Below are 17,092 nucleotides of genomic sequence, written 5' to 3' on the forward strand. Positions count from 1 at the left end.
CCCGTCAGAACCTCAACCTGCCTTAACTTCGTGACAATCTCTTCCGGCTTCGGTCGCTTGTTGGCCATGTGTTTCCTCCGTTTTCCTAAACATAGCGGAGGACCACTTCAGTGGGGGAGGATCAGGGGGCACAGTCTTTTTGCTCGCATCTTGTGAAACCTACGAAGGCGGTAGGCGCGTCTCTTCTGACGGGTTCATCAAGGAGCTGCCCGAGGGCGTGCTTGCGATTGCCGCGCCTTACCAGGATCTTGCAGCGGTGCGAATTGATCCGGCGGATGGGTGCTATGTCTATCGCCATGTTGGCCCGGTCGAAACGACGTTCCTTCCGTTGAGATCCGTGAGAGGGCGGCCGATCTGCACCCAACTGCCAGATGCAGACACCGAAGAGGCGGCCACTGGCTAGTCCCGTTCTGTTCGGCCAATCCACCCTTCAGCTTCGTGCCGAAACCGTATCCTCAGGCGGATAAAGGTAGGCGGTCGAACCCGTCGATACATGTTCATATAGGCCATTGATATGCGCCATGACCATGCGAACGCAGCCCGAACTGGCCCTCCCTCCAATGGATCGCGGGCTTGGTGAACCGTGGATCCGGAGGTAGGTGTCTCGATTTCCGACAAACAGATAAAACGCGCGCGACCCAAGCGGGTTTGTTGGGCCACCATTCATTCCGTCCGCATGTCGCTCATAGAGACCTGGGTCTCGTTTGATCATGGCTGCAGTCGGGGTCCAGGTCGGCCATTTCGCTTTTCGCTTGATCGTGTAGGTACCGGGTTCGTATAGGTTCCCACGCGCAATCGCGACCCCATAGCGCATTGCGGTGCCGTCTTCGCGAATATGGTACAGATATCTCGCCACAGCATCGACGTGGATGTCGCCTGGTGTCAGGCCGGGATTCGCCTCGACGAGCTGGGGCAGGAAACGCGGGTGAAACCCCCAAGGGTTTGACGTTGCCGGATCATAATCCACAGGCGTAATCTGCGCGTCCCATGCAGACCACCTTGAGCGGTCAGAAGTCGGCGCGGCCCAACCGGTGCTTGCAATCGGGGCGGAAAACAGAGCGGCTGTCGAACCGATGAAGTGGCGTCTGGTCAACATGGTTTCACAATCCTCATTTCCGGCAGTTCCTTAGACGATAGGTCACAAGGATACGTGTGATCATTCGCGAAACCAGTCACATACCTGTGAATCCAAGCTAATGTCTGCAATCGTGGCAACATTGCAAAGTCCGAAGTTTGGCGGGTTTTGGTATCCGTGCGCTTTTCGACGTCGTTCATTTCGTTCCTAACCGGTACAGTCTTTTTTGCCTTTGAGCCGCTTCATATGTCACACGGCACTGCTTCATTGTTCGGTCTCGAGAGTGCTGGATTGAATCCCAATTGCACGGGCAGATTTCAGGGCTGACAGAATAGTCTGAGAAGAAAGGATCTCGGATAAGACAATACCGTTCGGTGCCCCCGGCCCATAGATTGCATTGAAGGGAATGCCATAGCGGTTATTTGCTTCTAAATACCGCGAAATACGTTCGTCGGGGCGTGTCCAATCGGCTTGCATCGCGATCACTCCGTCACTGTTCAGGGCAGACAAAACCGGATCACGTTCCAGAACCAAGGCCTTGTTGGCCTTACAAGTCAGGCACCAATCCGCAGTGACATCGACAAAAACCACTTCGCCTTGCGATACGCGGCGTGCAATGTCTCCACGGTCGAAAGTGATCCAATTGATCCGCCCGCCCAACCGTTCAACCTCAGTCGAGGCCTGGCGCGCCAGAAGCTCTGCCGAAACCATAGGCAGGACGGCAAGCGGGATGACGGCCAGATTACGCAGAGCAGGGGACAAGGGACGCCGTATCAGGACCGCAAGCAACGCGATTGAAAGGCCCGTGACCACGATCGTAGAAAGCAGGCCTGCGACGCTGGACAAAATCCACAAAAGCCAGATTGCTGTTCCAAAAAGAAGCCCTCCAAGAAACAGCTTCAACCCAACCATCCATCGCCCTGGTTTGGGTAAAACCGCCACCAGCCCGGGCACAAGGGCGATAAGAAGATATGGCAATGCAAGCCCCAACCCCAAAGCTGTGAAGACAATGATGATGTCGACACCGCGCCCGGCAAGCGCAAATGCTACCGCGGTCCCAAGGAACGGTGCCGAACAGGGGGTTGCCATGACCGCGCCGAAAAACCCGGTCGCAAAATCAGCCCCATGTCCTGAGGTTCCACCTGCGTTGGACAAGCGAGATTGAAGTGAGGAAGGCAACGCCAACTCGAATAGACCGAACAGGTTTGCTGAGAAAACCGCGAGCACAAGAAACATCAAGGCCAAGAAGGCCGGGTTTTGAAATTGCAGCCCCCAACCAACGGCCACGCCAGACATCTGTAACACATAGAGAATAGCGGCCAGAGACCACATGAAACTCATGACGCCAGCGGCAGCGAACAGAAAGCCAATGCGAACAGACCGCGCGCCACGCGCTTGGGTCTTAATTGCCGATGACAGTTTGATTGACAGAACCGGAAGGACACAGGGCATCACATTCAAGATCAGCCCACCCAAAAAAGCCACCAGGGCAATCCATGCCAGTTTGTCCAGACCTGGCACCAGTTGTTCAAGCCTGAATGGTGGGGCAAGGGGGGGTGATACCAGCTGCGGAGTCAGAGTCAGGGCACGGGCTGGCCCGTCTGTCACGGTCAAAACAGGGTCGTGATACAGCTCGGCGTGAACGGTAAGGATCGGGATGCGCGCCCAAAGTCTGCGGCCCCCATCTCCAAGCCGGATGTCAGGCTTGCCTAAAGCAGTACCCGCTCCAAGCTCGGCAAAAACATCCGGTGTGCCAAATGCGGTGGCACTTTGCATTTCAAGCGTCAGGGTTGTCTGTTTCGCGTCGATTGACGCTACTGCGTCCGTTATTCCGGTTTGATCCCCTTCGGTTGGAACGCGAGACAGGAAAGTGCTTATGCGCGATGCGGAAACGGTGTCGATATCCGACCCCGAGGGAAGAGACAGTGTCAAATCGAAGGTCTGTGGGACACAGACCTCAGAACAGACCAGTAGTTTTACAGCTCCGGTAAGATCAACCGGTTCACCTGGCCGTTCCAGCGTGACCCGAAGGGGAAAAACAACGGTGTCATGATACCCGAAGTTTTCGATACCGAATGCGGTGAACCGCTCTGGGGCCGGCCAAAGCATTTCAACGCCCGCGACGTTGCTTGAACCGCTCCAATCGATCTGTGGGGGGATGCCGACCTCGCCAGGTGAGCGCCAATAGGTTTTCCAGCCCTCCGCAAGCATCACGTCTAGACCCGCCGAAAGCGTTTCAGCGCCGGAAGGCACTCCATCCTGCACAGAGATCAGTCTGGCGGTGAGGGCTGTTGAGGAAAAGTCATCTGACGTCGCAGCTATAGCATGGCTGGTTGCCAAAAAACCTAAGCCGACGAATAGAACAAGCCTCATGCAGTAGGCGCGCAACCTCACGATTGAAAGCATCGTCGTATCCTGATTTCCTCGATGTCATTTCTCATTCATCAGCCTCCACCGAGACGTCAGATACGTCGGCAATTGCCAAACCTTGACGACCGTCGCTACACGCAATCGAGCGAACCGGGCTGTTCCCCTCGCCGGTGAACCAGCATCCTTCCGGCGCAAACATAGTTACATCGCCGTAAGAAAGACTGGTCCGAGCTGGTTTGTCGCATTGCTTGCCGGAAGTGGCGCAACCACTCACAACCAACCCAGCCAACATGGCACGCGCAAGGCCGGAAACAGGCACCCGGTCAGCCTCGGCGTACCTGCGGCACGGTCGACGCCACATCGTGGATGACAGCGTTGGGTTCTTCTGTTTCGCGCCGAGAGCCGCTTGTATGGCAGCTTTTGCCCATCATTTTGTGCATAACAAAATGGCCCCCGACACAAAGCAGGAGCGGTGCAAAGGTCAGCAAGTTCGACCCGAGCCCGCCAAGCGCGCCACCAGCCAGGAAATAGCCTGCGATCGGCAACAGCATGATGGCGCAACAGGCCATCATTGCGAAATGCATTGCCTTGGGGCCAGACCGCGTTCTTTCGGTGGAGCTCGTGTCTGTTTTCTGACTCATTGGGTGCCTCTTCTAGGTCGCTGACACCATATGCGGGCCTTACCCAAGGAAAGGTCAAGGATACATTTCGATACAAATCTCGGGGCTTGGAACTGTTGATGAATGAGACGGATCAGGCGAAAAAATAGCCCACGAATACGCCAATGATACGAGTGGAGAGGCGACATGGCAGGCAATGGCAAAATTAACAGACGCCTGATGGTGAGCGGTGTGGCATCGGTTTTGACCGCACCTTCAATCCTGTGGGCACAGGAAACACCGTCCAATATCCCGGAACCGGTGGTGCGGCGTAACATATCGTCCTTCGCTCTGCATGAATGGCAGGACCATTTCGACGGATTGGGCAAGGGGATCTTGCTTTCTGATACCGTCACGCGCGTCCTTCAGCATTGGACCGCAGATGGTGAGATGCGGATTTATCCGACATCAGTTCCCATGACCGACGAGTTGACGCGTCGTGGATATACCGAAGTTGTGGAAAAGCGAGAAAACCCAAGTTGGGCTCCTACGCCATCCATGCGGGAGCGCAACCCCGAATGGCCAGCGATCATCAAGGGCGGTGATCCGGCCAATCCTCTTGGGACAAGAGCGTTGTATCTGTCTTGGCAATACTACCGCATTCACGGCACTCAGGACACGCGCAAAATCGGCCGGCGATCTTCGAACGGCTGTATCGGTCTTTTTAACGAACAGATCGAAGAGGTATACGCCCGCGCGCCCGTCGGCACTCAGGTCAAATTGGTCTGAAGTCCGCATGAACACCTCAAAAGGATAGAACAATGAGTAAATGGGGACTTTTCGTGGGCGGTGCACTGCTTGCCGGTGTCGCAGTCGCTGGGTGGCAGGCGATTCAGCCTGCTCCTGTGCAGCAAGGTCATTCAATGGTACCGCCGGACACGAGCAACATCGCAATGGGAGACCCGATTGAGGATGTTCGGTTGCCACAAGAGCTGTCAGCAGACGCGGTACTTGGAAAACGTGCCTTTGATGCAAAATGCGCGTCTTGCCATGGTGCAAATGCGGCAGGTCAAAATGGGGTCGCCCCACCTCTTGTGCACAAGATTTACGAACCAAGTCACCATTCGGACGAAGCGTTCCAGAGGGCCGCGCAAAGTGGCGTTCGCGCCCATCATTGGAAGTTTGGGAACATGCCTCCGGTGCCTGGACTGACGCGTGGTGATGTACAGTACATCGCGCGGTACGTGCGAGAGTTGCAGCGCGAAAACGGGATCAATTGATGCTTCCAAAACCCAGCCTATCCCTGCTCCGGTTGATCTGTGTCGTCATGTTCGGCGGACTGATCGCGTTCGCGGGTCTCCCGGATAGCGCTCGTGGGCACGCTGGGAACTCGGACAGTTCCTACGCGGACCACGGAAGCAAAGAAGACCTCGACCACCATGCAGAGGTCGCAGCATCTTTTGGGCATTGTCATCCAGGTCTGGAATGCTTCACCGCCGCGGCCTTCCTTCTGACACCGGTTCAACCTGGACCTGCAGAGACCGGCAAGTCGAAAATCTGGCTTGCCTGGCTTGCAGGCGAAAGCTGGACGCCTCTTTCAGACAAGCCGCCACCGCGCATCCAATCCTGATCCCAGAACACTCGAAAACTCGACCGATCAAGGATTGAAATTATGAAAAAGACCACTGTTCTCGCGGCGATCGTCGCAACTTCAACCGCCCTTACAGCTTTCGCACACGGTGGTGCGACTGGCATCGTGAAAGACCGCATGGATGCCATGGCGGATATGGGAAAGGCTGTGAAAGCTGTCACGCCCATGATGCGCGGCGAAATTGACTATGACGCGGACGTTGTGCGGCGGGCAGCTGCGACATTCTCACGCCACGCTGGTGACTCGATGACGGAACTTTTTCCCGAGGGTTCCGGCGGAATGCCCTCGGAGGCCAAAGACGCAATCTGGAGCAAGTGGGAGGAATTCTCAGAACTGGCGGAACAGCTTGGGATTGTCTCCGAAGGACTGGCCGGCGCAGCGGACAACGGTCTGATGGCGACAGGCAGCAGCGCCATGTCGACAGATACTATGATGGGCGGCGGGTCCGGCATGATGGGCGGTTCTGGTGCAATGGGGAACACCATGACGGCTGCACAGATTTCCGAGATGCCTGCTGACGGTGCCTTCACCATGGTTACCCAGGTCTGCTCGGCGTGCCACACGCAATTCCGCGCTGAAAGCCAGTAAGATGCGCAGTATTTTAAGATTGGCCTTGGGTGGGGCGGCATTCGGTGTCGTCGTGACCGGGGCGCTCGTTGCCTGGCCGATAGGTCAGATCAACGGGCCCATCAGTTTGGAAGGAGATGCAAGCCGCGGCGCATATCTTGCCCGTGCCAGCGGCTGCATTGCTTGCCACACGAATGTCGAGGCAGGCGGTGTGCCTTTGGCCGGAGGGGTGAAACTGGAGACGCCTTTCGGCATTCTCTATTCGCCCAACCTGACCACCGACCCCGAGCACGGGATCGGTGATTGGTCGATTGACGAGTTTGCTCGCGCAGTCAGGCAAGGGGTCTCGCCCGAGGGTGAACCCTACTATCCTGCGTTCACCTATCCTTTCTACGGCAACTTCACGGACCAGGAAATTGCTGATCTGTGGGCGGCGTTTCAGACTGTACCTGCCGTTGCCGAACCATCCAGAGATCAGGAGATGGCCTTTCCATTCAACCAGCGTTGGGGATTGAAATTGTGGCGGGCCGCATTTTTGACCGCACCGCGCACAGAGCCCATTGAAGGCAACGACGAGGTCTGGAACCGGGGCCGCGAGCTTGTGGAAGGGGCCGCGCATTGTGCTGCCTGTCACACCGCCCGAAACTTTGCAGGCGCGCGGAAATCGGACAGTCAGCACTTCAGGGGAAGTACCTCACTACCCGGCGGCGGGAAAGCTCCGGCCATCGACTATGAAACCCTACAAATGCGCGGGTGGACTGTGGACAGCCTGGCCTATGCGCTTCGCACCGGGGTCAAACCCGACGGCGACGCCTTTGGTGGGTCGATGGGAGAAGTCGTGATGTATGGAACTGGTTTTTTGACCGAGGAAGACCGCAAAGCCATGGCGACCTATCTGATGGACGATCACACCGGCGGCTGAGGTCGAAGAGCAAAACAATGGAGGGGGCTACGGCCCCTTCCGCAAAAGGACACGGAATGACACAGACCCGACGAGACATTTTGCGCATGGGGGCTACCCTGGGGCTTGGAACAATGATCCCAGGAACAATTCGCGCGGCTACGCCCACTCCCATGCCTCTGACTGCCAGCGTTGCAGACGTCCAACTCGCCCCACCGGACTATCCGAAGACACGTATCTGGGGCTACGACGGGCAAATGCCGGGCACATTGATCCGGGTGAAACAAGGCGACCGCATAATGCGGCGTTTTGTGAACGACCTCCCTCAGGCCAGTTCGGTGCATTGGCACGGGCTTCGCATCGACAACGCAATGGATGGCGTGGCCGGACTGACCCAGGATGCAGTGCCGCCAGGCGGGACGTTCGACTATGATTTTACCGCGCACGATGCCGGTACATATTGGTATCACGCTCACAATCGCTCCATGGAACAGGTCGCGCGTGGGCTTTATGGGGCTCTGATTGTTGAAGAAGCTGAGCCGGTTGACGTTGACCGCGAAGAGCTTCTGATCCTTGACGATTGGCTTCTGAATCCGGATACGGCGCAGCTGGACCCCGAGTTTGAAGCCCCGCATGACCGAAGTCATGCCGGGCGTCGCGGGAACTACATTGCGACGAATGGGACCGCAGAAACGGAACTGCCGGTCAAGCCGAACGAGCGCTTGCGGTTGCGCCTGATAAATGCAGCCAACGCACGAATTTTCCAGCTCGCTTTGTCGGGGTTCGAGGGCTGGGTCATGGCTTATGACGGTATGCCCTTGGAGGTACCGGAGAAGGTTGACGGTAACTTTTTGTTGGCTCCCGGTCAGCGGGTTGACCTGTTCGTCGATGTTACAGCCGCCGCAGGCGAAGTTGCCCATTTGGTGCGTATCGACGACGAAGAGGGGTATTCACAAGCTGCCTTTCCGGTTGGACCTGCTGGGGACCCGATAAAGCTGCGTGAAACACCGGAACCGCTGCCGCCCAATCCGAATATGTCCGTTCCCGGGGTGGATGCGGCACGTCGGTTCGACCTCAGGATGGAAGGCGGCGCCATGGGCAACCTTCAAAAAGCGAGGCTGGGCGGTGAGGAAATGAGCTTTCGTGAGTTGGCCGCCGCCAACCAGTTCTGGTCGTTCAATGGCGTCGTCGGCATGACCGACACCCCACTCGCGCAACTGTCATCAGGAGAAACCGCGCGAGTTAGCATACAAAATGACACGGTCTTTCCCCACGCAATGCACCTGCACGGAATGCACTTTCGCGAAGTCCTGAATAGCGGTGAGCTTGGACCTCTGAGAGATACGCTTTTGGTTTTCGGGGATGAAACACGAGAGATCGCCTTTGTCGCGGGCGAACCCGGCAAGTGGATATTCCATTGTCATATGTTGGCCCACACGGCCTCGGGCATGGCGACCTGGGTCGACGTAACATAATCGGTACTAAAACATGGAGAAGAGCATGAAACTATTTAACGGGATTTTCGCTTTGGTTATCAGCCTGGCAGCGCCAATCGGAGCCTGGGCGGACGGGTTGGATGAGGATCGGGTCAAGGAACTGGTGCTTGAGACGATCCGTGAAAATCCTGGCATCGTTATGGAGGCCGTCGCCATTCTGGAACAGCAACAGGCCGCCGCCGCAGATGTGGCCCGCGCAGACGTGCTGACCAACCAGCGCAATCTGCTGGAACTGGACCCGAATGCACCGGTACTGGGCAATCTCGATGGGGATGTGACGGTGGTGGAGTTCTTCGACTACAACTGTCCCTATTGCCGCCGTGCTATGGACGTGGTGCAAGGCTTGCTTGATGAGGACCCAGATGTGCGTCTCGTCTATCGCGAATGGCCAATTCTGGGGGAAGGGTCTGTTTTCGCGGCCAAAGCTGCTTTGGCAGCACGTGAACAGGGAAAATACGAGGCTTTCCATTGGGCGTTGATGAGTATGAATGGTCGTGCTGAAGAGGCAAGTGTCATGCGCGTCGCGGCCGAAGTTGGGCTGGATGTTGACCAGTTGCGCCGAGACATGGAAGCACCGGAAATCCAAGAGCATCTGGTGACCTCCATGAACCTTGCGCAGTCGCTTGGTTTCAACGGCACCCCATCTTTCGTTGTCGGTGAGGAACTGGTGCCAGGGTTCGTGGAACAATCTGAATTGGTGGAAGTCGTCGAGGCGGCGAGAAAAGCCGCAGAATGACCCCCTCCCGCCGCCTATTCGTGGCCGTATTCCTGTATGCGGCCACATTGGGTCCCGCAATTGCTGGGCCATTGCTGTTTGACGGCAGCTGGAAAGAACAGGGTTTTCTCCGCCTTTGGTCGAACGAGTACCAGTTCCTGGGCCCTAAGTTGGATGTGACTTCTGACGGCACGGTATCGCTTGTCTGGCGTGCGCTTGAGCCCGGCCTGCGCAACGCTGACGGTGCCAGGTGGATCTGGGAAGTGCGTGAGGGTGTCGTGGGGACCGATCTGCGGCGCAAAGGCGGTGACGACAGAAATCTGGCGATCTACTTCGTGTTCACAGACGCTGAAACGGCGCACAATCTGAGCCGAAATTCGGCACGCCGATTGCTGCGCAACCAGAAAACACATGCGTTGGTTTATGTCTGGGGGGGCAACCACAATTCAGGCAGTTTTCTGATAAGCCCTTACCATCCGCGGATGATCACTCGCGTGCTTCGACCCAGCGGCGTCGGTCGCCATATAGAAGACGTTGATCTTGAAGCGGATTTTCACACTGCCTTTGGGGCTGAGAAGAGTATCCTCGTCGGGATTGGAGTTTCGGCCGATAGTGACGATACGGGCGGGCGCATCCTTGCTTCAATTGAGAACCTGGAACTGGTCTCAGAGCAATGAGGCTTTCCCGCCGCCAAATACTCCTGGGTGCAATGGCCGGAATAATGGTGCCAAGGCCCGCCTTGGCCAAGAAACCCGTACATACGCTGCGTCCCGCACCGGTTGCTGTTCGATGGCCCGGTCATGATAGGGAAATGCCTGGCCTACTCGGGTTCAATGGCTCAATCCCAGGTCCCGAGCTGCGATTTCGACAGGGCGATCAGCTGGATGTTCGCCTGGAAAACGGGTTGCAAGACGGAGCGCTGGTGCATTGGCATGGGGTCCGTGTTCCCAACCAAATGGATGGGGTATCAATACTAACCCAAGAGGTTGTGCCACCGCGCGCGCACTACGACTATAATTTCGAACTGCCTGATGCTGGCACGTTCTGGTATCACTCGCACTACCTGTCCTATGAACAAGTTGGCCGCGGGTTGTTTGGCCCCTTGATCGTAGAAGAACGTGATCCACCCAATGTGGATCACGATATCACGGCAATGTTGGCGGATTTCAGAACTACATCTGACGGGATGTTTGACACAGATTTCGGGGTCATGGATGATTTTTCGCGCAAAGGTCGCATGGGCGATCTTTTGCGGGTTTTTCTCAGCCAAAAAACCGTTCGACAAGGAGATCGCGTTCGATTGCGTTTGGTCAATGCGGCCATCGACAGAGTGTTTCGTCTCGATCTTGACGGCATAGATGGCTCTGTGGTCGCCTTGGATGGCATGCCGCTGGAGTCCCCGATGCAATTGCAGCACCTGATCATGGCACCTGCACAGCGTATCGATATCATTGGATTTGCAACATCTGAAATCACCTTCAATTTGACAGAAGGTAACACGCGCAATCCGATCGCAAGCATAGCTTTGTCCGGCAAGAACTCAGCACCGGACCGTAGCCCCGTAACTGCGTTGCCGATGCATGAGCTCTCCGAGCCCGGCCAAATCACCCAGACGCTTGAGCTCTTGATGAGGGGCGGGGAAGGGGATCGGAACCACGGCGGCTTTGGCACCTGGGCGTTCAATGGAGTTTCTGGCCTTCCCAACAAACCGTTTGGCCAGTTCCGGCAAGGGGAAACAGCCCGGATCGTCTTGTTAAACCCAACCGGGTTTGCCCACGGCATTCATCTGCATGGCCACCATTTCCGTGAAATCTCGGAAAATGGGACGTTTGGCCCTCTGCGTGACACACTCTTGGTCGCGTCGGGGGAAACGCGCGAAATAGTTTGTGTCTTCGACAATCCGGGGCGCTGGCTGTTCCACTGTCACATGCTCAGTCACAGTGCAGACGGCATGGCAACCTGGATTGACGTATCATGACGGAAATACAGACCCCTGAACAATCATGCCATGGAGTGCAAAGATGTCCCGCCCCAAAATTCTGATTGCTGCCATCGCCGCCATATTGAGCCTTTCGGGTGCCGCAGTATTTCTGAGCACGGACCAAGCAAATGCAGGACCACCGAAGCAGCCGGAGCAGTCTGATTCTGAGGCCGGTGCGGTGCTATACGCGGAAAACTGTGCCTCGTGCCATGGGGCACAGCTGGAAGGGGAACCCGATTGGCGCAGCCCAAAGGACGACGGCACGCTACCCGCTCCGCCGCATGATCGGACCGGCCATACCTGGCATCATGGAGATGCCTTGTTGTTCGATTATACCAAGTTGGGCGGGCAGGCGGCCCTGGAGGCAAGCGGTGTGACGAATTTCAACAGTGGCATGCCCGGGTTTGGAGAGCAGTTGAGCGACCAGGAGATCTGGGACATTTTGGCCTTCATAAAGTCCACCTGGCCAGACCGTATGCGCGAAACCCAAGAGGTGCGGACTGAAGGGGAACAGATGCAGGGCGGATCGTAAGCTCCCCTTGCTTGACCTTTGTCAGGATCTGACACCGCGAGAACGATAAGATAAATCCGAAATTGAACACCACTGGGCAATCTGGCCTGAAAGGAGACACAATGACCAACCTGACCATCAATCGCCGCGTTTTGTTGTGCGGCTTGGGCGCCTCCGGGCTCGGAATGACAGTGCCCGCTCTGGCTGCTACGCCGCCGCTGGTGCAAGTGTTCAAGGATCCTAATTGCGGGTGCTGTGGTGCGTGGATCGACATCATGGCTGATGCGGGATACGCAATGGACATTCGCGAAGCCACGTATGACGACTTGATGCGTTTGAAGGTCCGAAGCGGGATCAGCGAAGACATGGCATCGTGCCACACGGCACGTATTGACGGATATGTCATCGAAGGCCATGTACCGCCGGCTGACATCCACCGCCTGTTGAGCGAGAGGCCCGACGCCATTGGTCTGTCTGTGCCAGGCATGCCATGGGGATCACCGGGCATGGGTCCCGCGAGCGAACGTGACGCCTATTCGGTCTTCTTGATCCGAAATGATGGCACAACCGAGATCTTCGCCCACTACAATGCGGCCTGATCGGCGCCTTTCACGCGATATGAACCTCGAGCGGTGCGCGCAACCTGGCCTTCGCGCACCAAGGTTGACAGGGCTCGGTATACGGCCTCGTGGGTCAGGCCCAGCTCGCTTGCGAATTCAATTATCGACCCGGTGAGCCACCCATCCGCCAGACCGGCCAGAACCCTGTCCCTGGCTGGGCGGATGGCCAACAATTCCAGTCGGCGACGATAGGTCTGAATTTGGCTTGCCATGCGTTGAACAAGAGCTGCGGCAAAACTCGGGTCTTTCGTCATGAATTCCAGCACCTCGGTCTTGTCCAGGCAGAGGACCAAACAACGTGCTTGGGCCGTCGCGTCGCAATGAAAGCGGTCCGAAAACAACGCCGGTTCTGCCAGGGTATCGCCTGCGTTGGCCTGAAACATCGTCACTTTCTGCCCATCTTTTGTGTGGCGGATCAGGCTGATTGCGCCCTGTTCAAGAAAGTACATCGCACGTGTCGGGTCTCCTTGGCGAAACAAGTACTCATCAGCCTCAAGCTGACGCCGCGCCTGACCGCATTTCGGGAGACGATTGAATGGAGAGGGCAGAGACATCAGATGTGACATTATGACCTCGATCATATGTCAGAAGAGGATCAGGCGCCAGATTGGAGTCTCGCGACCGAACAGGAGCCACCCATGATCCGACTTGTACTCATAGTTTTACTGGCCAGTTCCACAGCCACGGCACAACACAACAGCCACGATCACGGTGCCAGCGGACAAAATATGGCCGTGCCAAAGGAGCCGGGGCAGGGGGCGTTTGCATCCATCGCCGAGATTGTAGCCTTGCTGCGAGCGGATCCGGACACGAATTGGAGTCGCGTGGATATCGCCGGTCTGCGTCAGCATTTAATTGATATGGACGACCTGATCATGCATGCTGAGGCTTCTGTCGAACAGGTCCCACATGGCGTGATGTTCCGTGTCGGGTTGACCGGGCCAGGTGGTGAAGCCGTTCGGCGCATGGTTCCAGCACATGCTCCAGTTCTGGCAATAGAGACGGGCTGGTCCAGTGAAGCCGAGATTGGCAGGAATGAGGTCACATGGACAGTGACCTCATCCGACGAAGTCGATGTCATTCGCGCCTTGGGCTTCTTTGGGTTGATGGCTGTAGGGGGCCACCATCAGGCACATCACCTTGGCATGGCTGCCGGCAAGATGGTGCATTGACCTAGGCAGCGATCGTGCTGGGGTAACCTTCCTTTTCCAGGATTTTTGTCAGCTCGGCGTCGCCCAGTCTGCTTGTGACTTCGACGGTGCGCGCTTCCAGATCGAAATTCAGAACCGCATCTCCGTCGGCGGCACCAACGGCCTTTTCGATAGCAGCCTTGCAATGACCGCAGCTCATATCGGGTACATTGAACTTGCTCATGGTAGTCTCCGTTTTTTCGTTCAATGAAGGGATTGGGGGTTCCCACAGGGTAAGGTCAAGCATCAAGAAAACGTGATATTCAAGGCTTGACCCTACCCACACTGGAACCCCCCAAACCATATTTGGAACCACGAATCGCGGAGAGTGTCATGTCAGAGAAACGAACGCTTACATTGTCGGTCGAAGGCATGACTTGTGCGTCCTGTGTCGGCCGTGTTGAAAGAACGCTTGCCGGCATTCCCGGCGTGTCCGATGCCGCGGTCAACCTGGCGAATGAAACAGCCCGGGTCAGCTTTGCCGCCCCCGCCAACCTTGCAGGGTTGATCGACACGTTGGGTGAAGCGGGCTATCCAGCCACGACCAGCGAAATCACTTTGGACGTCGAAGGCATGACCTGTGCCAGCTGCGTTGGCCGGGTTGAGCGCAAATTGACGGCCAGTGACGGCGTAATTGATGCGCAGGTAAACTTGGCTGCGGAGACCGCGACCATACGCTACGCTACCGGGGCGACTACGCCGGCGGACTTGGCCAGGATTTCCACCGAACTTGGATACCCTGCCAAGCTCAAAGCTGGAGAAGACCTCAGCAAACAGGACCGCAAGGCGGCAGAGATCGCGCGACTTGGGCAACTTACCTTGGTCGCCGCAATTCTGGCCCTACCGGTTTTTGTGATCGAGATGGGCGGTCATTTGTTTCCGGCCATGCATATGTGGATCGAAGAAAGCGTCGGCCTGCAAAACAGCCGGCTTTTGCAATTTCTCCTGACCACAATCGTTCTGTTCGGCCCTGGTCTGCGCTTCTACACAAAGGGGTTTCCGCTGCTGTTCAAGGGCGCGCCGGACATGAACTCGCTTGTCGCGCTTGGCACTTCAGCGGCCTACGGGTTTTCACTGATTTCCACCTTTACGCCGGGAGTTCTGCCGGCAGGCACTGCCAATGTCTACTATGAGGCAGCGGCTGTAATTGTCGTTCTAATCCTACTGGGTCGCTTTCTGGAAGCACGCGCCAAGGGACGTACAGGCGAGGCAATCCGCAAGCTTGTCGGGTTGCAGGCAAAGGTCGCGCGGGTGGAACGGGAGGGCGAAGTTGTCGAACTGGCGATCGAGGAGATCATCGTGGGTGACTTGATCCACGTGCGTCCTGGCGAGAAAATCGCCGTTGATGGCAAAGTGATCAGCGGCCGTTCCTATGTCGATGAAAGCATGATCACCGGCGAGCCCGTCCCAGTTGAGAAATCCACTGGGGCTGAGATCGTCGGTGCAACGGTGAATGGCACAGGCGCATTGATCTTCCAGGCAACCAAGGTTGGTGCTGACACGATGTTGGCGCAAATTATCCAGATGGTTGAGCAGGCTCAAGGTGCCAAGCTTCCGATCCAGGGTTTGGTAGACCGGATTACCGCCTGGTTCGTCCCTGCGGTCATGGCGGTTGCCACCTTAACCGTTCTGACTTGGCTGATCTTTGGACCTGACCCCGCACTGAGCTTTGCGCTGATTGCAGGTGTCGCCGTTTTGATCATCGCCTGCCCTTGCGCGATGGGTTTGGCAACGCCTACATCGATCATGGTCGGCACCGGTCGGGCGGCCGAAATGGGGGTTCTCTTCCGCAAAGGTGATGCGCTTCAAATGCTACAGGAAGCGCGGGTGGTCGCATTGGACAAGACGGGCACTCTGACCCAGGGCCGTCCCGAGCTGACCGACCTGATCGCGGCGGATGGGTTTGACAGCGATGAGGTGCTGCGACTGGTTGCCGCCATCGAGGCCCAGTCTGAACACCCCATTGCCGAAGCCATCACGCGTGCCGCCACCCAAAGAGGGTTGGATGGCGCCGAGGTCACAGCCTTTACGTCGATCACCGGATACGGCGTCGAGGCGACCGTTGGCGGTCACCGCATTCTTGTCGGAGCTGACCGGTTTATGCAGCGCGAGGGGATCGACATGGGCAAACTTGCCCAGATCGGCGACGAATTGGGCCGCAAGGGGCGAACCCCGCTCTATGCAGCAATCGACGGGCAGATTGCGGCGGCGATTGCCGTGGCGGATCCGGTCAAACCAGCAACTCCAGCAGCCATATCTGCATTGCATGATCTGGGGTTGAGCGTGGCCATGATTACCGGTGACAATCAAGGGACGGCTGAAGCCATCGCCGCAGAATTGGGCATTGATATCGTTGTGGCCGAGGTCCTGCCCGAGGGAAAAGTCGCCGCACTGGAAGATTTACGCACGCGTGGCAAACTGGCTTTTGTCGGCGATGGCATCAATGACGCCCCTGCGCTGGCCACTGCGGATGTGGGCATTGCTATCGGCACCGGAACCGATGTTGCCATCGAAGCGGCAGATGTTGTTTTGATGTCCGGCGAGTTGACCGGCGTGGTCAACGCCTTCGACATTTCGACGCGCACCATGCGTAACATCCGGCAGAACCTGTTCTGGGCCTTCAGCTACAACACGTTGCTGATCCCTGTGGCTGCAGGCGTTTTGTACCCGGCCTTCGGGCTGCTCCTGTCGCCAGTTCTGGCAGCCGGGGCGATGGCTCTGTCCAGCGTGTTCGTGCTAACAAATGCACTGCGTTTGCGTTGGGTTAAGCCGGTGCTGAACGACAAAGCACCCATCCCGATGCAAGAAACCGAGACCCTGAACCCGGCACTAGCCGGATAAGCGAGGAGGCGACATGAATCTGAACATCGGCGAAGTATCCAAGCGCACCGGTCTGCGCGCCAAAACCATCCGCTACTACGAGGATATCGGCCTGGTCAAACCACTGCGTGACACGAACGACTATCGCGTCTTTCGCGAAACTGACCTGCACAAGCTGATCTTTCTCAGCCGCGCCCGTGCCTTGGGGTTCACCATTGGTGATTGCCGCAACTTGCTGGCGCTCTACGAGGATGAAACCCGCGCCAGTGCAGAGGTGAAAGAAATAACAAACAAGCATTTGGAAGAGATCGAAGCGAAGATCATCGATCTGCAAGCCATGCATGAGACCCTGACCCACCTGTCCAAGGAATGCGCGGGGGATCATCGCCCGGATTGCCCCATTCTCGAAGGTCTCAGTGGCGACCCCTGCCATTGACCCGTCCCATTGACCCACAAGGAATTTCGAACATGGGGTCTGCTCCGGCTGAGTGCAGAATGACACCCTAAGTGCCCAGCACGCGTTTCCCGTAGTCGCGCAGATTGCCTTTGGGATCGACGTATCGATACAGAGTTACAGGCTTCACGCCCAGTTCACG

At 57.0% G+C, this 17,092-nt stretch carries 20 protein-coding genes; 15 read left to right on the forward strand and 5 right to left on the reverse strand.

The window, feature by feature from the left end:
* Window positions 1-139 precede the first annotated feature (139 nt).
* Window positions 140-403, forward strand: coding sequence for a hypothetical protein (locus MK745_RS19000; protein ID WP_243614758.1), 264 nt, complete (start codon window positions 140-142; stop codon window positions 401-403).
* A 27-nt stretch (window positions 404-430) separates the two neighbouring features.
* Here the strand turns inward: MK745_RS19000 and MK745_RS19005 are convergent, their stop codons facing one another.
* The 3 genes from MK745_RS19005 to MK745_RS19015 form a co-directional block, all read right to left on the reverse strand.
* Complete coding sequence (locus MK745_RS19005; protein WP_243614759.1) at window positions 431-1,096, reverse strand: L,D-transpeptidase; 666 nt, start codon at window positions 1,094-1,096, stop codon at window positions 431-433.
* A 243-nt stretch (window positions 1,097-1,339) separates the two neighbouring features.
* Window positions 1,340-3,481: a protein-disulfide reductase DsbD family protein gene (locus MK745_RS19010; RefSeq protein ID WP_243614760.1), complete on the reverse strand. Its 2,142-nt coding sequence runs from the start codon at window positions 3,479-3,481 to the stop codon at window positions 1,340-1,342.
* A 287-nt stretch (window positions 3,482-3,768) separates the two neighbouring features.
* A complete protein-coding gene (locus MK745_RS19015) occupies window positions 3,769-4,086 on the reverse strand; it encodes a DUF2933 domain-containing protein (RefSeq protein ID WP_243614761.1) in 318 nt (105 codons plus the stop codon).
* Between the two features lie 165 nt (window positions 4,087-4,251).
* On the opposite strand from MK745_RS19015, the gene MK745_RS19020 reads away from it, so the two are divergent.
* The 11 genes from MK745_RS19020 to MK745_RS19070 all read left to right on the forward strand — a co-directional run bounded on the left by MK745_RS19020 (window position 4,252) and on the right by MK745_RS19070 (window position 12,465).
* Window positions 4,252-4,833 carry a L,D-transpeptidase gene (locus tag MK745_RS19020; protein ID WP_243614762.1) on the forward strand — a complete coding sequence of 194 codons (582 nt, stop codon included), beginning with the start codon at window positions 4,252-4,254 and terminating at the stop codon, window positions 4,831-4,833.
* Window positions 4,834-4,865: 32 nt separating this feature from the next.
* Window positions 4,866-5,324: a c-type cytochrome gene (locus MK745_RS19025; RefSeq protein WP_089894292.1), complete on the forward strand. Its 459-nt coding sequence runs from the start codon at window positions 4,866-4,868 to the stop codon at window positions 5,322-5,324.
* Entirely contained in the window at window positions 5,324-5,674 is a 351-nt protein-coding gene (locus MK745_RS19030; RefSeq protein WP_243614763.1) for a hypothetical protein, read from the forward strand. The genes MK745_RS19025 and MK745_RS19030 overlap by 1 nt, the downstream gene beginning before the upstream one ends.
* A gap of 42 nt (window positions 5,675-5,716) precedes the next feature.
* Window positions 5,717-6,283, forward strand: a complete 567-nt coding sequence (locus MK745_RS19035) for a c-type cytochrome (protein WP_243614764.1) — start codon at window positions 5,717-5,719, stop codon at window positions 6,281-6,283.
* Window position 6,284: 1 nt separating this feature from the next.
* On the forward strand, window positions 6,285-7,184 hold the full coding sequence (locus MK745_RS19040; protein ID WP_242110472.1) for a c-type cytochrome: 900 nt from the start codon (window positions 6,285-6,287) through the stop codon (window positions 7,182-7,184).
* 56 nt (window positions 7,185-7,240) lie between these two features.
* Window positions 7,241-8,638, forward strand: coding sequence for a multicopper oxidase family protein (locus MK745_RS19045; RefSeq protein WP_242110471.1), 1,398 nt, complete (start codon window positions 7,241-7,243; stop codon window positions 8,636-8,638).
* Between the two features lie 25 nt (window positions 8,639-8,663).
* Window positions 8,664-9,395, forward strand: a complete 732-nt coding sequence (locus MK745_RS19050; RefSeq protein WP_243614765.1) for a DsbA family protein — start codon at window positions 8,664-8,666, stop codon at window positions 9,393-9,395.
* Entirely contained in the window at window positions 9,392-10,051 is a 660-nt protein-coding gene (locus MK745_RS19055) for a DUF3047 domain-containing protein (protein WP_243614766.1), read from the forward strand. The genes MK745_RS19050 and MK745_RS19055 overlap by 4 nt, the downstream gene beginning before the upstream one ends.
* Before the next feature lie 134 nt (window positions 10,052-10,185).
* Window positions 10,186-11,352, forward strand: a complete 1,167-nt coding sequence (locus MK745_RS19060; RefSeq protein WP_243614767.1) for a multicopper oxidase family protein — start codon at window positions 10,186-10,188, stop codon at window positions 11,350-11,352.
* A gap of 43 nt (window positions 11,353-11,395) precedes the next feature.
* A complete protein-coding gene (locus tag MK745_RS19065) occupies window positions 11,396-11,887 on the forward strand; it encodes a c-type cytochrome (protein WP_242110437.1) in 492 nt (163 codons plus the stop codon).
* Between the two features lie 101 nt (window positions 11,888-11,988).
* On the forward strand, window positions 11,989-12,465 hold the full coding sequence (locus tag MK745_RS19070; RefSeq protein WP_242110435.1) for a DUF411 domain-containing protein: 477 nt from the start codon (window positions 11,989-11,991) through the stop codon (window positions 12,463-12,465).
* Here MK745_RS19070 and MK745_RS19075 read toward each other — a convergent pair.
* Window positions 12,450-13,052: a Crp/Fnr family transcriptional regulator gene (locus tag MK745_RS19075; RefSeq protein ID WP_243614768.1), complete on the reverse strand. Its 603-nt coding sequence runs from the start codon at window positions 13,050-13,052 to the stop codon at window positions 12,450-12,452. The genes MK745_RS19070 and MK745_RS19075 overlap by 16 nt on opposite strands.
* Before the next feature lie 72 nt (window positions 13,053-13,124).
* On the opposite strand from MK745_RS19075, the gene MK745_RS19080 reads away from it, so the two are divergent.
* Entirely contained in the window at window positions 13,125-13,658 is a 534-nt protein-coding gene (locus tag MK745_RS19080; RefSeq protein WP_243614769.1) for a hypothetical protein, read from the forward strand.
* 1 nt (window position 13,659) lies between these two features.
* On the opposite strand, the gene MK745_RS19085 is transcribed toward MK745_RS19080, so the two are convergent.
* On the reverse strand, window positions 13,660-13,860 hold the full coding sequence (locus tag MK745_RS19085) for a heavy-metal-associated domain-containing protein (protein WP_089894325.1): 201 nt from the start codon (window positions 13,858-13,860) through the stop codon (window positions 13,660-13,662).
* A gap of 149 nt (window positions 13,861-14,009) precedes the next feature.
* On the opposite strand from MK745_RS19085, the gene MK745_RS19090 reads away from it, so the two are divergent.
* Window positions 14,010-16,517 (forward strand): heavy metal translocating P-type ATPase, encoded by a 2,508-nt coding sequence (locus MK745_RS19090; RefSeq protein WP_243614770.1) that lies wholly within the window; start codon window positions 14,010-14,012, stop codon window positions 16,515-16,517.
* 19 nt (window positions 16,518-16,536) lie between these two features.
* Window positions 16,537-16,932, forward strand: coding sequence for a Cu(I)-responsive transcriptional regulator (cueR, locus tag MK745_RS19095; RefSeq protein ID WP_089894358.1), 396 nt, complete (start codon window positions 16,537-16,539; stop codon window positions 16,930-16,932).
* The last annotated feature ends 160 nt before the right edge of the window (window positions 16,933-17,092 follow it).

Origin of the sequence: Shimia aestuarii, from assembly GCF_022814865.1 — a bacterium.
Taxonomy (GTDB): Bacteria; Pseudomonadota; Alphaproteobacteria; order Rhodobacterales; family Rhodobacteraceae; genus Shimia; species Shimia aestuarii_A.

What these genes read in the sequence shown, in the direction of transcription:
- MK745_RS19005 (WP_243614759.1), bottom strand. Translation starts at nt 1,096, where the DNA reads ATGTTGACCAGACGCCACTTCATCGGTTCGACAGCCGCTCTGTTTTCC.
- MK745_RS19010 (WP_243614760.1), bottom strand. Translation starts at nt 3,481, where the DNA reads ATGCTTTCAATCGTGAGGTTGCGCGCCTACTGCATGAGGCTTGTTCTA.
- MK745_RS19015 (WP_243614761.1), bottom strand. Translation starts at nt 4,086, where the DNA reads ATGAGTCAGAAAACAGACACGAGCTCCACCGAAAGAACGCGGTCTGGC.
- MK745_RS19020 (WP_243614762.1), top strand. Translation starts at nt 4,252, where the DNA reads ATGGCAGGCAATGGCAAAATTAACAGACGCCTGATGGTGAGCGGTGTG.
- MK745_RS19025 (WP_089894292.1), top strand. Translation starts at nt 4,866, where the DNA reads ATGAGTAAATGGGGACTTTTCGTGGGCGGTGCACTGCTTGCCGGTGTC.
- MK745_RS19030 (WP_243614763.1), top strand. Translation starts at nt 5,324, where the DNA reads ATGCTTCCAAAACCCAGCCTATCCCTGCTCCGGTTGATCTGTGTCGTC.
- MK745_RS19035 (WP_243614764.1), top strand. Translation starts at nt 5,717, where the DNA reads ATGAAAAAGACCACTGTTCTCGCGGCGATCGTCGCAACTTCAACCGCC.
- MK745_RS19040 (WP_242110472.1), top strand. Translation starts at nt 6,285, where the DNA reads ATGCGCAGTATTTTAAGATTGGCCTTGGGTGGGGCGGCATTCGGTGTC.
- MK745_RS19045 (WP_242110471.1), top strand. Translation starts at nt 7,241, where the DNA reads ATGACACAGACCCGACGAGACATTTTGCGCATGGGGGCTACCCTGGGG.
- MK745_RS19050 (WP_243614765.1), top strand. Translation starts at nt 8,664, where the DNA reads ATGAAACTATTTAACGGGATTTTCGCTTTGGTTATCAGCCTGGCAGCG.
- MK745_RS19055 (WP_243614766.1), top strand. Translation starts at nt 9,392, where the DNA reads ATGACCCCCTCCCGCCGCCTATTCGTGGCCGTATTCCTGTATGCGGCC.
- MK745_RS19060 (WP_243614767.1), top strand. Translation starts at nt 10,186, where the DNA reads ATGCCTGGCCTACTCGGGTTCAATGGCTCAATCCCAGGTCCCGAGCTG.
- MK745_RS19065 (WP_242110437.1), top strand. Translation starts at nt 11,396, where the DNA reads ATGTCCCGCCCCAAAATTCTGATTGCTGCCATCGCCGCCATATTGAGC.
- MK745_RS19070 (WP_242110435.1), top strand. Translation starts at nt 11,989, where the DNA reads ATGACCAACCTGACCATCAATCGCCGCGTTTTGTTGTGCGGCTTGGGC.
- MK745_RS19075 (WP_243614768.1), bottom strand. Translation starts at nt 13,052, where the DNA reads ATGTCACATCTGATGTCTCTGCCCTCTCCATTCAATCGTCTCCCGAAA.
- MK745_RS19080 (WP_243614769.1), top strand. Translation starts at nt 13,125, where the DNA reads ATGATCCGACTTGTACTCATAGTTTTACTGGCCAGTTCCACAGCCACG.
- MK745_RS19085 (WP_089894325.1), bottom strand. Translation starts at nt 13,860, where the DNA reads ATGAGCAAGTTCAATGTACCCGATATGAGCTGCGGTCATTGCAAGGCT.
- MK745_RS19090 (WP_243614770.1), top strand. Translation starts at nt 14,010, where the DNA reads ATGTCAGAGAAACGAACGCTTACATTGTCGGTCGAAGGCATGACTTGT.